The sequence below is a fragment of the Ilumatobacteraceae bacterium genome, from assembly GCA_033344875.1.
Classification (GTDB): Bacteria; Actinomycetota; Acidimicrobiia; order Acidimicrobiales; family Ilumatobacteraceae; genus Ilumatobacter.
On sequence record JAWPMO010000001.1, the window covers coordinates 438,827 to 453,730 of the forward strand.

Here is a 14,904-nt window from a genome sequence, read left to right on the forward strand (position 1 = left end):
GCCCTGCTGATCAGGCGCCCGACGGCAGGCCCGGGAACGCCGGTTGCGACGACTGTGCGAAGTTCGGGTAGTCGTAGATGCTGAGCGTGCTGGCCGTGTTGCCGCCGACTGGACGTGGCCACGAGACCGGATTGCCGTCGACGGTGATCTGCACGCGTTCGACGCCGTCGAGTTCGGCCGCGGTGTAGACGATCTGCGCGAGCGCCCGCGAGAGCGGCTGGCCGGTGAGTTCGGTCAGTTCGTCGCTGACGTCGAGGAACAGGATCGTGCCCTGCTTGAACGTGTCGAGCAGTTCGAGGTTGGCCGGCAGGAAGGTGGTGTACTGCTGGTCGAGTTCGTCTTCGTTGGGGCCGGCGAACAAGATCTCGATGAGGTCCTGGCGTGACACGGCGTCGCGGGGCACCGAACGCAACAGGCGCTCCTCGCCGGGAGCTCCGAGGTAGATCCGGTCGGGGCCCTCGGCCTGGCTCCCGGTGGCCGCCTGGGCGGGCACCAGCGTGCGCTCGTCGGCCGGCAGGTCGCGGGGCGCGGCGTCGGGGCTGAGACCACAGCCGGCGATGGCGAGCGCCGACGCGAGCAGGGCGATGATCCGGCGGCTCATTCGTCGAGCTCCTCGGCATCGAGTTCGATCACGAAGCGTGCCCCCGGCTCTCCGTCGAGGCGATCCTCGACCCACACCTTGCCGCCGTGCATCCGGACGTGTTCGTCGACCAGCGAGAGGCCGAGACCGGCCCCGTCGTTGCCGGCCCGACGGCCGGCGACGCCGCCGCGGGCGAACCGTTCGAAGACGAGGGCCCGCTCGGACTCGGGCACGCCGGCGCCGTGGTCCTCGACCGCGATGCGGACCTTGGTGACCGGCTGGTCGTCGGCGTCGACGAGCCGGATCGAGACCTCCGGCTTGCCGTCGCCGTGCACGCGGGTGTTGTCGATCAGGTTGGCGATCACCCGGGCGAGGCGCCGTCGGTCGCCGTTGATCAAGACCATCTCGGCCCGCTCGGACACGTCGACCGGCGCGTCGGGCACGCTGCTGATCCGCACCGCCTGGCGCACGAACTCGGCGACCAGCAACTCCTCGAGGTGGAGGCGGACGGCGCCGGCGTCGAAGCGGCTGATCTCGAGGAGATCCTCGACGAGGCCCTGGAAGCGCACCACGTCGCTCTTGAGCAGGTCGAGCGCCGCCTGTGCCCGCTCGGGCATCTCGTCGCGTCGGGCGTCCATGACCTCGACCGACGCCGACAGCGTCATCAACGGCGACCTCAGCTCGTGGCTGACGTCGGACGCGAATCTGGCGTCGCGGTCGATCCGGTTCTCGAGCGCGGTCGCCATGTCGTTGAACGAGTTCGCGAGCACGCTCAGGTCGGGATCTTCGGTCAGTTCGAGCCGGGTGTCGAGCCGGCCGCCGGCGATCGCCTTGGCGGCTTGCGCGGCGACGCCGACGGGTCTGACCGCACGCCGGGCGGCGAACGACCCGGCGACCACCCCGAGCGCGGTGGTGATGATCGTGCCGAGGATCAGCGACAGCCGTACCGACTGCAGCGTCGCGTTGACGTCTTCGAGACTGAAGTACTCGAAGTAGGCCGACGACGGAGGGAGGCGGTATCCGACGGCCAGGTACAGCCCGCCGTCGATCTCGACGATCATCCGAGAGGGCACGCCGTCGGTGACGACCCGGTCACGGAACTCGTCGGGGAGCTGGGTCTCGTCGAACGACGTGCGACCGGGGGTCCACGCGCCGTTGTACAGCACGAGCGGGCGCTCGACCCCGAACCCGTCGACGAGTCGGTCGATCGTCGCCTGGGCGGTGTCGGGGTTGGAGCGGAGCAGCTCGGCCGCGTTGGTGGCGTTGCGGCGCGCGACCTCGCGTGCCGCTTCGTCCTGCTGCTGGACGACGCTCGACCGGGCGAGGCCGTACGTCACGAAGGCGAGGACCATCGAGAGCATGAGAGCACCCAGCGTGAAGATCAGCAGGATGCGTCGACGCAACCCCCACTTGCGGCGCGGCAGCGGATCGCGGAACGTGCGGGTGTCGGGAACGACCGCCGGGATATCTGCGGTCGTGCTGGTCACGTCTGGAGCCGGTAGCCCAGGCCACGCACGGTGACGACGTGACGCGGGTTGGCCGCGTCCGCCTCGACCTTGGTGCGGAGTCGCCGCACGTGGACGTCGACGAGCCGGCCGTCACCGAAGTAGTCGTAGCCCCACACCTTGTCGAGCAGCGCCTCTCGACTGAAGACCTTGCCGGGATTCTCGGCGAGTTCGCACAGCAGGCGGAACTCGGTCTTGGTGAGATGCACCTCTTCGCCGCCGCGCAGCACCTTGCCTTCTTCGGGGATCAGTTCGAGATCGCCGAACACGAGTCGTTCGTGGCTGGGGGAGGTCGGACGGATCCGGCGCAGCAGCGCCCGGATACGGGCCGAGAGTTCTTTGGCGGCGAACGGCTTGGTCAGGTAGTCGTCGGCACCGGCTTCGAGGCCGGCGACGATGTCGTGGGTGTCGTTGCGGGCCGTGACCATCACGACCGGCACGTCGCTGGTCCGGCGGATCGTGCGGCACAGCTCGAAGCCGTCGATGCCCGGCAGCATGATGTCGATCAACACGACGTCGGGCGTGGCAGCGTTGAACAGACCGATCGCCTGCTCGCCGCTCCCGGCCTCGTCGACCGTCCAACCCTCGTCTTCGAGGGCGAGTTTCACCGCGGAGCGGATGCGCTCGTCGTCTTCCACGGCCAGGATGCGGGTACCCACGCCCCCCATGATGCCGCATCCGGACCGCGAAGTGCGATCAATGCGCTGGTCAGGACGTTTGCAAAGCGTTCAAGAACGCTCGATGCACACCCGGCGCGGCGACCAGCATCTCGTCGTGTCGTGCAGGGCCACCCGAGAAGTCGCTCGTGATCGCGCCGGCTTCGCGGGCGATCAGCTCACCGGCGGCGGCATCCCACGAGTTCAGTTGGAGCTCGTAGTAGACGTCGAGGCGGCCGCACGCGACCATGCACAGGTCGAAGGCGGCGGAGCCCAGGCGCCGCATGTCGCGGACCTGCGCGATGAGGGTCGCCAAGCGTTCGGCCTGCTGTCGACGCTGCTCTGGCTGGTAACCGAACCCGGTGCCGACGAGGGCGAGCGAGAGGTCGGTCTCGGTGCTCGCCCCGATCGACCGACCGTTGAGGGTCGCCCCGTGGCCGAGTGCTGCGCTGAACAGTTCGTCGAGGGGCGGCACGAACACGGCACCGGCGATCATCTCGCCGTCGAGCGCCACGGCGACCGAGTTGGACCATGCCGGTTGGTCGTAGACGTAGTTGGTCGTGCCGTCGATCGGGTCGATGAACCAGGAGTACCCGCTGGTGCCCGGGTCGGCGGTGCCTTCCTCGCCGACGATCGCGTCGTCGGGACGCGCCTCGCGGATCCGCTCGACGACGAACGCTTCGGCGGCTCGGTCGAACTCGGTGGCGATGTCGGTCGTCGACGACTTGGTGGTCCCCGGCAGTTGCGCCGCACCGATCCGACGGTCACGACCCGCGAGGGCGATGTCGCCGGCGCCTCGTGCGAGTTCGGCGCACAGCGCCCGGAGTTCGATGAGTTCGTCGGCGTCAGCGTGGCGCATGGCCGGCCTGTTCGCGATCGGAGAACTCGCGCCATTCGCCCATGGCTCGCAGTGCGAGCACGCCGACGATCGCCATGCCGCCGGCGCACACGACGGCGCCGATCAGGAGGCCGATGCCCTTGGCCACGCCGCAGTCGCCGTCGCACTGGAGATCGACCAGCGCGTACCCGATCAGGCCGCCGGCGAGACCGCCGAGGAGGATCACGACGAAGGCGATGACGCGGGCGGCGACGGGTGGGATCGCCGAGAGTGGGCGTTGGTCGGACACGTTCCCAGCCTACGAGCGGGGCGTCGCGGCCGGGCAGGTCATCCAGGCCATAGAGTCGGCGCCGTGCACGTGGTGGTCGTCGTTCCGACGTACAACGAGGTCGACAACATCGACCCGCTGTGTCGTCGCCTGCGCGCGGCCCTGCCCGATGCCGACGTGCTGATCGTCGACGACGGCAGCCCCGACGGGACCGCGGCGGCGGCGCGGACACTGGCGCTCGAGCTCGGTCGGATCGAGGTCGTCGACCAACCGGGCAAGGGCGGGTTGGGCGCCGCGTACCGAGCCGGATTCCGGACGGCGCTGGCCACCGGTGCCGACGTCTGCGTGCAGCTCGACGCCGACCTGTCGCACGATCCGGCGGTGCTGCCGGCACTCGTCGCCAATGTCGAACACGGTGCCGACCTCGCGATCGGGAGCCGCTACGTACCCGGAGGGCTGACGATCGATTGGCCGTGGCAGCGGCGGGCGCTGTCGCGCTGGGGAAACCGATACGCGGCCGGCGTCCTCGGGTTGGCGGTCAACGACACCACCTCCGGATTCCGGGCGTACTCGGCAGAGGCTCTCCGTGCGATGGACTTCGAAACGGTGACCGCCGACGGCTACGGCTTCCAGGTGGAGATGACCCACCGCCTCGTCGGCGCAGGTGGCCGGATCGTCGAGTTCCCGATCACGTTCAGCGAGCGGGTGGCGGGGGAGTCGAAGCTCGACAAGGGGATCATCGGCGAGGCGCTCGGTCTGGTGATGCGGCTGTGGCTCGGCGACCTGCGCGGCCGTCGCGAGCGTCGCCGCCAGGGCGGCTGACCGACCGAGCGCTCAGCCCGACGGGTCGCCGCCGCCGCCGATCTTGCGCTGAAGCCGTCGCATCCCACCCAGCCATCTTTCGAGATCCTCGTCCTTGCGGTGCATCCACTCCTGGGCGATCGGGTCGGTCAGGATCAGGAACCGCTCCTCGTCGAACGCGTCGACCACGTAGCCCGCAACCTCGTCGGCGGTCTTGAGGGGCCCGGCGGCGTTCTTGGCGAAGTCCGACGAGGTGTCGAGCATCGGCGTGTCGACGCCGAGCGGCGCGAGGAGGAAGAACTGCACGCCGCGGTCGTGATACGTGATCGACAACCACTCGGCGAGCCCGACGACGGCGTGTTTGGTCGATGCGTACGTCGCCGCGCCGTGGGTGGTCAGGATGCCGGCCATCGACGCCGTGTGCTGGATGTAGCCCTCGCCGCGCTCGAGCATCGCCGGGAGCGCGGCGCGCACCGCGTGCACGTGGGCCATGACGTTGACCCGCCACTGGAGGTCCCACGGGTCGATCGGCCCCTCGAGGAAGTCCTCGTCGTTCGCGATCCCGGCGTTGTTGCACAGCACGTCGATGCGACCGAACTGGGCCTCTGCCGCTCGCACCATCGCCGTGACCTCGTCGGCGACGCCCAGGTCGCAGGCGTGGGCGATCCCGCCGACCGACGCGGCGACGGTTGCGGCGGCAGCGGCGTTCCGGTCGACGACCATGATCCCGGCCGCTCCCTCGGCGTGGAACCGCTCGCACATCGCCTTGCCGATCCCGCTCGCGCCACCGGTGACCACCACGTACTTCCCGTCGAGTTGCATCCGGCCATCGTGGCATCGTCCGGTCGGTGACACGGTGCCGAAGGACGGGCAGGCGCGACCGCCACGGAGCGTCGTGGACGACGGCGTACGGTGGAGGCCGTGACGACAGACGGGCGCACCAGGACGATCCTGCACGTCGACATGGATGCGTTCTTCGTGTCGGTGGAGCTGCGCGAGCGGCCCGACCTCGTGGGGCAGCCGGTCGTCGTGGGCGGCACCGGCAACCGGGGCGTCGTCGCCGCGGCGTCGTACGAGGCCCGCCGCTACGACGTGCACTCGGCGTTGCCGTCGGCCGTCGCCCGGCGGCGTTGCCCGCACGCGGTGTTCCTGCCCGGCAACCACGAGCTGTACTCCGAGGTCAGCAGGCAGGTGCACGAGATCTTCGGGCGCTACACGCCGCTGATCGAACCGCTGTCGCTCGACGAGGCGTTCCTCGACGTCAGCGGCGCCACCCGACTGTTCGGCGAGGGGGTGCAGATCGCCCAGCGGATCCGGGCCGACGTCCGCAACGAACTCGACCTCGGATGCTCGGTCGGTGTCGCACCGAACAAGTTTCTCGCCAAGCTCGCATCGGTCGAGGCCAAGCCGCGAGCCCTGCCCGACCGCATCGATCCGGGCAGGGGAGTCGTCGAGGTCAGACCTGGCGCCGAACTCGACTTCCTGCACCCGCTGCCGGTCAAACGGCTCTGGGGCGTCGGCCCCGTGACCCTGGAGAAGCTCGAGCGGCTGGGTATCAGAACCGTCGGTGACCTCGCGCGGCTCGACGAACGAACGGTGGTCAACGCGCTCGGCCGAGCGAGCGGAACGCACCTGCTCGCACTGTCGAACGGGTTCGACGAGCGCCCCGTCGAGGTCGACCGCGACCCGAAGTCGATCGGCCACGAAGAGACCTATCCGCACGACATCCACGGCGTCGAGGACCTCGAGCGTGAACTCGTCCGCCTGTCCGACGCCGTGTCGGGCCGGCTCCGTCGGCACGGCTCCGGGGCGAGAACCCTCACGTTGAAGGTCCGGTTCGCCGGGTTCCGAACGGTGACGAGATCGCTCACGCTCGACTCGTCGGTCGACACCGGCCCCGAGATCGTCGCCGCCCTGAAACCGTTGCTCCGGGCGCTCGACCTGTCGCCGGGCGTCCGGCTGCTCGGGGTGTCGGCGAGCAACTTCGCGCCGCCGTCCCAGCAGATGAGCCTCCTCGACGACGCCCCGGAACCCAGCAGGACCGCCGGCACGATCGACGAGATCCGCGACCGGTTCGGCTCGACCGCGATCGGCCCGGCCAGCTCGATCAGCGGTCGAGGAATCCGTGTCGTGCGCAAAGGTGCGCAGCAATGGGGGCCCGATCAGCAACCCTCGAAATCGGGGAACCCGGAGGAAAACCGTCGAGCGCGTTGAGGAACGGCGCCGGACGTGCGATGATTTCTGGTGCATGCCGCTGTCTGAAGACGAACAACGGATTCTCCGTCAGATCGAGCAGGAGCTCGAATCCGACCCGACCTTCTCCGAGCGCGGCTATCGGGTGTCCCGTCGACGGCTCGTCATGCTCGCCGCGGGCCTCGCCGCCGGGTTGGTGCTGACGGTCGCCGGGCTGGCGATCAGCTTCTGGCTCGCCTTCATCGGCTTCGTCGCCGTGCTGGTCATGGCGGTCAAGCTCGAAGCCGAGGTCCGGGTGGTCGGTCGCGAGAAGCTCGGCAACCTGCCGATCAACGCCTGGCTCGCCGGTGCCGGCCGCCAGCGCCCCTCCGACTGACCCGTCGAGCGTTCAGCGCCAGTCGACGAAGTAGTGCTTGACGCGCTGCGGGAACGTCATGGTGTCACCGGCGATGCGGTCGACCTGGTTCGACCACAGTTCGCAGTCGTGTCGCAGCGTCGACCCGTATGCGCCCGGGTGCTCCAGATCGATCGAGCCCGGCGGGGCGTACCCGACCTGATCGACGATTGCTGCCAGCGACGCCATCGGGCGTGCGGCCACCGGGAGGTACGTCGCCGTCGCTTCGGCCCACTCGCGTGCGGTCCACGCCGGTGATCCACCGACGCCGGCCAGTTGAGCGGCCTGCTGCGCCCGGAACCACGCGGCACTGACCCGCTGGGCCGGCGCGAGCGAACGGGTGGCGCGACGGTTCCACCGACGAGCGATCGCCGGCATCGCGAGCGCGAGGCCGAGCGCGGTGAGGATCAACAACGTCGTCCAGGGGACCGCGATGCCGTCGTCGGCCGCTGATCCCGCTCCGTCGGTGACCTCGCCGCCGAACGTGCCGCCACCGTCGGGCAACCGTGGGATCTCACCGTCGAGCGGTGGCAGGGTGGTCGCTGTGGTGCCGTCACCGACCGTCGTCGGTGGTGCGACGACCGTCGAGGGCGTGGTGGGCAGGGGATCGCCCGTGCCGACCTCGTCGTCGCCGCCGGTGCCCTGTCCCGACGTGTCCTGATCGGGACCGACGTCGGTGTAGCTCTCGGCGCCGGGGGCGCCGCGACCCGGTGTCGGCTCGAACAGCACCCAACCGATGCCGTCGAACCACAGCTCGGGCCACGCGTGGGCGTTCTTGCCGAGCACGCTGTACCAGCCCTCGTCGTTGATCACGCCCGGCGTGAACCCGACGGCGACACGGGACGGGATCCCGAGGGTTCGGGCCATGGCTGCGAACGTGGCGGAGAACTGTTCGCAGTAGCCGACGCGCTGCTGCAGGAAGCTCTCGATCGCATTCGAACCGTGACCGGCCTGCACCTCGAGGCTGTACTCGAACTGGGAGCGGAACCACTGCTGCAGTGCGAACGCCTGGTCGTACGGTGTCTGGGCGTCGGCGGTGACGGCGCGAGCGAGTTCCTCGACGATCTCGGGTAGGTCGTCCGGCAGTTCGGTGAAGATGGGGTCGGGAGGATTGTTGACCGACGTGGAGCGCAGCAGGTCCTTGTCGAGGACCGGCGAGGATGACACGACGGTGAACAGATCGCCGGCCTGCATGTCGTCTGGGGCCAGCAGCGTGCTGGTGTCACGGTTCAGGTTGAGGCTCAGCTCGGACCCGCCGGAGAACCCGCTGGCCTGGAACGGATCGGGTGCGGCGGGCACCAGCTGGCCCCCCAGCGACAGCACCTGGATCTGCTGGCGGATCCGCTCGCCGTCGCCCGATCCGAAGCTGCCGTCGACGCGTTCGAGGCTGCGCCGTGGCAACCGGAACCGCCGGCCGTCAAACTCGGGCAGCGTGGTCACACGCCAGTACGACGCGGCATCGGCGTTCACCCGGAACAGTTCGACGTTGTCGCGGTTGGTGAGCCGTGAACGGATGTCGACGAGCGGGCTGATGAGGGTCGTGTCGCCGCCGCCACGCCCCCGCGTCTCGTAGAGCGGCTCTGCCTGGGCGCCGGGGATGCGCGGACCGACGACGCCGGCGAGGAGCGCGATCGCGGCAGCGGAGGCGACCGCGGCCGGCACGGCGAGCGACGGGGCCCGCCGGCTGGTGAGTTCGATCCGGCGCGAGCGGTCGTGCATCGAGCGCAGCGCCGCGACCGCGATGATCCCTGCCGCGATCAGGAGCGCAGTCGCGACGATCCGGAGGCGAGGACTACCGAGGGCGGCGATGAACACGAACAGCACACCGCCCGGCACGAGGGCCTCGCCTCGGGCCTCGGCGCGGAATGCGAACGAGTCGGCCATCACGACGGTGATGACGATGGCGAACCCGGCGAGCGTCGCCCACCCGACGTCGTAGCCCACCGGGGCGATGGCGGTCTGGAACTGTTCTCTGACCAGGTCGATGTCGAGATCGATGCGGGCGCGTGCCGCCTCGCCGGGCAGGCCGAAGTCGAGCGACCCGCCGTAGCGGAGCGCGAGCAGCACCCAGAGCAGCAGCAGGATCATCACGGGGATCGCCAGCCAGCCGGGCACGCGGGCCCGTCGCATCACGAACGACACACCGTGGCCGAGCACGACGAGCAGTCCGAGCTCGACCATGAACTCCCAGCCGGAGAAGACCCGGGCGAAACCGACGGCGACGGCGAGGGAGTAGAGCGTGATCGCCGCGGTCGCGGCGAGGTCGCGGTCGATCGAAGCGCGATGTTCGTTCGCCGCGGTCATGCCGGCACCTCGTCGAGCGGCTCGTCGTGGGTGATCCGGTGCAAGGTGCTGGTGCCGGCGAGACGGGCCCATTCGTCGCGGAACCGGACGAGCGTCGACGCGTCGACGGTGAGCCGTCCGCCGCGCTGGCCGGGGAGCCGTCCGGCGGTGAACACGCCGATCCGGGTGAGGGTGGGGTCGACCAGTCGCGCGGTGCGGCGCCAGGCGTCGGTCGCCGGTGACGACGTGACCACGATGACGAGACCGAGACCCTCTCCCGGGTCGCGTTCGAGTTCGCCGAGCGCCGGTCCGATCTCGATCGGAGCGAGCAGCTGCAACGTGTGCGCTGCCACCTCGGGGCCACGGAGGTCGATGCCACCGCCGGTGACGAACCTCGTCGTGAGACCCACCCGGTCGGCACTGATCGCCAGGCTGCCGGCGATCGTGATCGCCCGCTCGAAGACGTCGGCGTCGGCATCGTTGACCGGTGCCGGGTACGCGTCGCCGTCGCGGTCGAGCACGATGATGCAACGGCGCACGCCCTGGGCTTCGTGCTGTCGGACCTTGAGCTCCTCGGATCGGGCCGACGCCTTCCAGTGGATCGAACGGGGTTCGTCGCCGACCACGTAGTCGCGGAGGCTGTGGAACTCGCCGGGTCCGACCCGCTGCGACAGCGCGAGCAGGTGCCGACCGAGCACGCCGTGGCCGAGCGCCGGCATCGGTAGCTCGAACGTCTGCGGGGCGACGGTCAACTCGGTGGCCCCGACGGCGATCCGGTCGAACGTCGCCAGCCCGAGCAGGTCGCGTCGCTCGAGCACCGCCGGCCCGACCTCGAGCACGCCACGTCGGCTGGCCGGCACTCGGTAGCCGGCGGTGACCTGGTCACCCGAGCGGAGCGGCGCGACCGTCATGTGGGCGGTGTTGCTGGTGCCGACCGGTTCGGTCAGGTCGACGCGCGGTGACCTGAGGCCGGCCCGGTTCTCGATCAGGAGGTCGACGCGGCCGGTGTCGCCGACGGTCAGCACCGAGGGGTGGGCCCATCGGGTGATCGCGAGCTCGGGCTGATGGAGCCGGACGATCAGCACCGCGACGATGACCGTGAGCCCGAGCCCGGCACCGATGACGAACAACTCGATGATGCCGAACACGCGGCCGATGACCAGCGCGGCGATTGCGCCCATCGCAATGGTCCACCCCTGGCGGGTCGGCATCAGTCGAGAACCCTCCCGTCGGCTCGGAGCTTCCCGGTGGCAGCCATGTTCAACGTGCGACGGGGACGGGAACGTCGGCCAGCAGTTCGCGCACTGCGTCCTCGGAGGTCGACCGTGCGTTGCTCCCGGCCTTGAGCACGAGACGGTGGGCGAGCACGGCGGTGGCGACGGCCTTGACGTCGTCGGGGGTCCCGTAGTCACGGCCCTGGGCCGCGGCGAACCCGCGGGTGGCAGCGGCCAACTGGAGCGTCGCGCGCGGCGACAACCCCAACTCGATCGCGCTGTGGCGACGACTCGCCTCGGCGATGTCGACCATGTACGACTTGAGCGCGCTGGCGAGGTACACCGTGCGCACCGTGGCGATCATGTTCAGGACCTCGGCGGCGGTCACGACCGGCTGCAACTCGCGGAGCAGATCGCCGCTGTTCTCGCCGTCGAGGATCGCGATCTCGGCCGTGCGGCCCGGATAGCCGATCGCGATCCGGAGCAGGAACCGGTCGAGCTGGCTCTCGGGCAGTCGGTAGGTGCCCTCCTGCTCGACCGGGTTCTGCGTGGCGATCACCATGAACGGCGGGGACAGCTGGTGGCTGGTGCCGTCGACGCTGACCTGGCGTTCCTCCATCGCCTCGAGCAGCGCCGACTGCGTCTTGGGTGACGCACGGTTGATCTCGTCGGCCAGCACGATGTTGGCGAACAGTGGGCCGCGCTGGAACCGGAACTGTTCGGTCGAGCGCTCGTAGATGCTGACGCCGACGAGGTCGGTCGGCAGCAGGTCGGGCGTGAACTGCACCCGCTTCCAGCTGCAGTCGACCGACGCCGCGAGCGCCTTGGCCAACGAGGTCTTGCCGACCCCCGGGACGTCCTCGATCAGCACATGGCCCTCGGAGAGGAGACCGATCAGCGCGAACTCGATCGCTTCTCGTTTGCCCTGCACGATCGTGGCGATGTTGTTCGCGATGCTGTCGAACAGCGTCGAGAACGTGGTCGTCGCTTCTGCTGTACCCGTCACGATCCGGAAGGGTAGACGCTGGCGCGACGTCGTGCGCCGCGCCACGGTACGGTGCCCACCGTGAGTGATGGCTTCGTCGCGATCGACCTGGGCCCGAGTCGGCTGGCCGCCGGCATCGTCGACCTCGATGGCGAGGTCGTCGTGCGCGACCGCCTGGCCACGCCGGCCCGCAACGTCTGGCCCGCGCTCACCCAACTCGTCAAGCGGGTGCTCGCCGCCAACCCGACCGACACGAGCCCGATCTGGGTCGGCGTCACGTGCCCGGGTCCGATCGATCGGGGCACGGGGGCGATGAAGCCGGTCGGGATGCCGACCTGGCACGACTTCCCGCTGCGCCGCGAGCTCAGCACGATCACCGGCCTCCCGGTCGACGTCGAGACCGCAGGTCGTGGCCTGGCGCTGGCCGAACTCTGGCAGGGCGAGGCATCGCTCCTGCCACCGGCCGAGCAGCAGTTCGCCACCCTCGTGCTCGGCGACGTCACCGACGGTGCGCTCGTCGTGAACGGTCGTCTCGCCGAAGGGCTCACCGGCAACCTCGGGCAGTTCGGACACCTGATCGTCGAACCCGAGGGCATGCCGTGCGACTGCGGTGCCATCGGTTGTCTGACTCCCTACGCCAGCGTCCGCGGGATCGAGTCGAGCATCAACCGTGATCTCCGACGAACCCCCGCGGCCATCGTCGAACGCACCGGCATCATGACGGCACGTGCGTGCGCGTCGATCGCGGCGATGCTCGACGTTGCCGACATCGTCGTCGGCGGGGTCGTGCCCTCGGTGTTCGGTACCCCGTTCTTCGACGCGCTCGCGAAAGAACTCGATCAGCGGTCCGGGCTCGCTCATCTGGGCGAACTGCGGGTCCGTGGGGTCGGGAGCGCCAAGGTCGGTCCGCTGGTCGCGGCCGCGGCGGTGGCGCGGCATGCGCAGCTCACGCGGGTCGACGAGACACCGCCGGAGACCCGCCCGGCGCCGCTCGTGCTGCCCGTCGTCGACGCGCCACCGACCGGCGGTGTCGGTGCGGTGACGCTGCGTTCTACCGAGGAGTAACCCCGGCGATAAGGTCGACGCCATGCAGCCGACTTACTCCGCCGACGCCGAGGCGTACCGCCAGAAGGTGCAGGCGTTCCTCGCCGAGAAGCTCCCCTCGAACTGGACCGGAATGGGTCAACTCGAAGGCGATGCGCTCACCACCTTCGTCACCGACTGGCGCCACACGCTCTACGAGGCCGGGTACCTGGCCCCGGGATGGCCCGTCGAGTACGGCGGTGCCGGTCTGTCGGCCCTCGAACAGGTGATCCTGGCCGAGGAGTTCGCCAAGGCCGGGGTGCCGATGGGTGGACCCAACGACGCCTTCAGCATCCAGATGCTCGGGAACACGCTGCTCCAGGTCGGATCCGACGAGCAGAAGGCGTACTACCTGCCACGCATCCTCTCCGGTGAGGACACCTGGTGCCAGGGGTACAGCGAGCCCAACGCCGGTTCCGACCTCGGCAACGTCGGCCTCAAGGCCGTGCTCGACGGTGACGTGTGGGTCCTCAATGGTCAGAAGATCTGGACCTCGGCCGGCCACCTCGCCGACCACATCTTCACCCTCGCCCGCACCGACCCCGACGCCCCGAAGCACAAGGGCATCTCGTTCATGCTCGTCGACATGCGTCAGCCGGGCATCGAAGTGCGTCCGATCAAGATGATCTCGGGCGAGAGCGAGTTCAACGAGGTCTTCTACACCGACGCCACGGTCCCGAAGGACAACATCGTCGGCGGCGTCAACAACGGGTGGAGCGTCGCGATGGCACTGCTCGGTTACGAGCGGGGCGAGGCAGCGGCCACGCAGCCGATCCACTTCCAGGCCGAGGTCGACCGCCTGTTCCTGCTCGCCAAGGAGCGCGGCGTCGCCGACGACCCGGTCATCCGGCAGCAGCTGGCGTGGGCATACTCACAGGTCCAGATCATGCGCTACAACGGCATGCGGGTACTCACCCAGTTCCTCGCCGGCCACCACCCGGGCCCCGATGCGGCGATCGGCAAGCTGTTCTGGAGCGAGTACCACCGCAAGGTCACCGAGCTGGCGGTCTCGATCTACGGCGCCGACGGCATGGTCGTCGAAGGTCGGGAGCCCTCGTCGGCGTTCGGTTCCGACGATGCCGGTGTCGAGAACTCGACCGGGTCCTGGGTCAACACGTTCCTCAACGCCCGTGCCGGCACGATCTACGCCGGGTCGTCCGAGGTGCAGCGGAACATCATCGGCGAGATGGTGCTCGGACTGCCCAAGGAGCCTCGGCCCCAGTGATCCGCGTCGCGGTCGCCGTGCTGCGCCGACCGTCGCTGTGGCCCACCGCAGCGCGTGTGGCGCGCCGAACGGCGACACGCGGGTGGTGGAAGCGAGCTCCCTTCCTGCCGGTGCCGTCGGGTGACTACCTCCGGTTCCGGATGGTGACCCAATACGGCGACGCCGACCGTCAACCCGACGCCGACGACGCGCTCGCGTACCTCGAATGGTGCCGCGACTGGGACCGGTCGCTCCACCGCTGACCAGCGCCGTCGACACGGTGTCGTGATCGCCGTCGGGCACCCCGGAGAAACCTGACGCACCCAGCCCGGCCGGGGGGTTGTAACTTGCCCACATGTTGCGTCGGGGAGCCCGGGGGTGATGCAGCGTTCGCTCGTGCTCAATGCGAGTTTCGAGCCGCTGAGCGTCGTGTCGTCCCGGCGCGCCGTCTGTCTGCTGCTCGCCGAGAAGGCCGAACTGCTCGAGGCCGACGAGTTCGTGTTGCGCTCCGAACGTCTCACGCTGCCCAGCCCGGCCGTGATCCGGCTCTGCTACATGGTCAGGGCGCCGCGGCGGCGGGTCGCGTCGGTGTCGAGGCGGGCGGTGTTCGTCCGCGACGAGTACCGCTGTCAGTACTGCGGTGACAGCGCCGACTCGATCGACCACGTCGTGCCACGATCGCGCGGCGGCTCCGACGAGTGGGACAACCTGGCCGCGGCGTGTCGGGCCTGCAATTCGAGCAAACGCAACCGAACGCCGGCGGAGGCGGGGATGCGGCTGCTGCGTCCCTGTCGGGCGCCTCGGTCGTCGACGTGGACGATCGTCGGCGTCGCCGGCATCCCCGAGACCTGGAAGCCGTACCTCGCGCTGGCCGGCTGATCGGCGTCGCTAGCGTTGATC

16 protein-coding genes are annotated in these 14,904 nt (G+C 69.7%); 7 read left to right on the forward strand and 9 right to left on the reverse strand.

Annotated features, from left to right (window positions below):
- Nucleotides 1-10 precede the first annotated feature (10 nt).
- From R8G01_02080 to R8G01_02100, 5 genes are read right to left on the reverse strand one after another with little or no spacing between them, the layout of a single operon-like run.
- Complete coding sequence (locus R8G01_02080; GenBank protein ID MDW3212755.1) at nt 11-601, reverse strand: GerMN domain-containing protein; 591 nt, start codon at nt 599-601, stop codon at nt 11-13.
- Nucleotides 598-2,067, reverse strand: a complete 1,470-nt coding sequence (locus R8G01_02085) for a HAMP domain-containing sensor histidine kinase (protein ID MDW3212756.1) — start codon at nt 2,065-2,067, stop codon at nt 598-600. The genes R8G01_02080 and R8G01_02085 overlap by 4 nt, the downstream gene beginning before the upstream one ends.
- Nucleotides 2,064-2,744, reverse strand: coding sequence for a response regulator transcription factor (locus R8G01_02090; protein MDW3212757.1), 681 nt, complete (start codon nt 2,742-2,744; stop codon nt 2,064-2,066). The genes R8G01_02085 and R8G01_02090 overlap by 4 nt, the downstream gene beginning before the upstream one ends.
- A 49-nt stretch (nt 2,745-2,793) precedes the next feature.
- Nucleotides 2,794-3,600 (reverse strand): inositol monophosphatase family protein, encoded by an 807-nt coding sequence (locus R8G01_02095; GenBank protein ID MDW3212758.1) that lies wholly within the window; start codon nt 3,598-3,600, stop codon nt 2,794-2,796.
- Nucleotides 3,587-3,868 carry a hypothetical protein gene (locus R8G01_02100; GenBank protein MDW3212759.1) on the reverse strand — a complete coding sequence of 94 codons (282 nt, stop codon included), beginning with the start codon at nt 3,866-3,868 and terminating at the stop codon, nt 3,587-3,589. Before R8G01_02100 ends, R8G01_02095 begins: the two co-directional genes overlap by 14 nt.
- A gap of 63 nt (nt 3,869-3,931) precedes the next feature.
- Between R8G01_02100 and R8G01_02105 the strand changes: the two genes are divergently transcribed.
- Nucleotides 3,932-4,669 carry a polyprenol monophosphomannose synthase gene (locus R8G01_02105; protein ID MDW3212760.1) on the forward strand — a complete coding sequence of 246 codons (738 nt, stop codon included), beginning with the start codon at nt 3,932-3,934 and terminating at the stop codon, nt 4,667-4,669.
- 12 nt (nt 4,670-4,681) lie between these two features.
- On the opposite strand, the gene R8G01_02110 is transcribed toward R8G01_02105, so the two are convergent.
- Nucleotides 4,682-5,470: an SDR family oxidoreductase gene (locus R8G01_02110; GenBank protein ID MDW3212761.1), complete on the reverse strand. Its 789-nt coding sequence runs from the start codon at nt 5,468-5,470 to the stop codon at nt 4,682-4,684.
- 99 nt (nt 5,471-5,569) lie between these two features.
- Between R8G01_02110 and dinB the strand changes: the two genes are divergently transcribed.
- Together dinB and R8G01_02120 are read left to right on the forward strand one after the other, a co-directional pair.
- Nucleotides 5,570-6,862 (forward strand): DNA polymerase IV, encoded by a 1,293-nt coding sequence (dinB, locus tag R8G01_02115; GenBank protein MDW3212762.1) that lies wholly within the window; start codon nt 5,570-5,572, stop codon nt 6,860-6,862.
- A 34-nt stretch (nt 6,863-6,896) separates the two neighbouring features.
- A complete protein-coding gene (locus R8G01_02120; GenBank protein ID MDW3212763.1) occupies nt 6,897-7,217 on the forward strand; it encodes a DUF3040 domain-containing protein in 321 nt (106 codons plus the stop codon).
- 12 nt (nt 7,218-7,229) lie between these two features.
- Here R8G01_02120 and R8G01_02125 read toward each other — a convergent pair whose 3' ends face one another.
- The 3 genes from R8G01_02125 to R8G01_02135 are packed head-to-tail and all read right to left on the reverse strand — an operon-like array spanning nt 7,230 to nt 11,738.
- Entirely contained in the window at nt 7,230-9,539 is a 2,310-nt protein-coding gene (locus R8G01_02125; GenBank protein MDW3212764.1) for a DUF3488 and transglutaminase-like domain-containing protein, read from the reverse strand.
- Complete coding sequence (locus R8G01_02130) at nt 9,536-10,729, reverse strand: DUF58 domain-containing protein (GenBank protein MDW3212765.1); 1,194 nt, start codon at nt 10,727-10,729, stop codon at nt 9,536-9,538. Before R8G01_02130 ends, R8G01_02125 begins: the two co-directional genes overlap by 4 nt.
- Before the next feature lie 49 nt (nt 10,730-10,778).
- Nucleotides 10,779-11,738: a MoxR family ATPase gene (locus tag R8G01_02135; GenBank protein MDW3212766.1), complete on the reverse strand. Its 960-nt coding sequence runs from the start codon at nt 11,736-11,738 to the stop codon at nt 10,779-10,781.
- A gap of 60 nt (nt 11,739-11,798) precedes the next feature.
- On the opposite strand from R8G01_02135, the gene R8G01_02140 reads away from it, so the two are divergent.
- The 4 genes from R8G01_02140 (at nt 11,799) to R8G01_02155 (ending at nt 14,883) form a co-directional block, all read left to right on the forward strand.
- A complete protein-coding gene (locus R8G01_02140; GenBank protein MDW3212767.1) occupies nt 11,799-12,782 on the forward strand; it encodes an ROK family protein in 984 nt (327 codons plus the stop codon).
- A 22-nt stretch (nt 12,783-12,804) separates the two neighbouring features.
- Nucleotides 12,805-14,025, forward strand: a complete 1,221-nt coding sequence (locus R8G01_02145) for an acyl-CoA dehydrogenase family protein (GenBank protein MDW3212768.1) — start codon at nt 12,805-12,807, stop codon at nt 14,023-14,025.
- Nucleotides 14,022-14,267, forward strand: coding sequence for a hypothetical protein (locus R8G01_02150; protein MDW3212769.1), 246 nt, complete (start codon nt 14,022-14,024; stop codon nt 14,265-14,267). Before R8G01_02145 ends, R8G01_02150 begins: the two co-directional genes overlap by 4 nt.
- Before the next feature lie 118 nt (nt 14,268-14,385).
- Nucleotides 14,386-14,883: an HNH endonuclease gene (locus tag R8G01_02155; GenBank protein ID MDW3212770.1), complete on the forward strand. Its 498-nt coding sequence runs from the start codon at nt 14,386-14,388 to the stop codon at nt 14,881-14,883.
- The last annotated feature ends 21 nt before the right edge of the window (nt 14,884-14,904 follow it).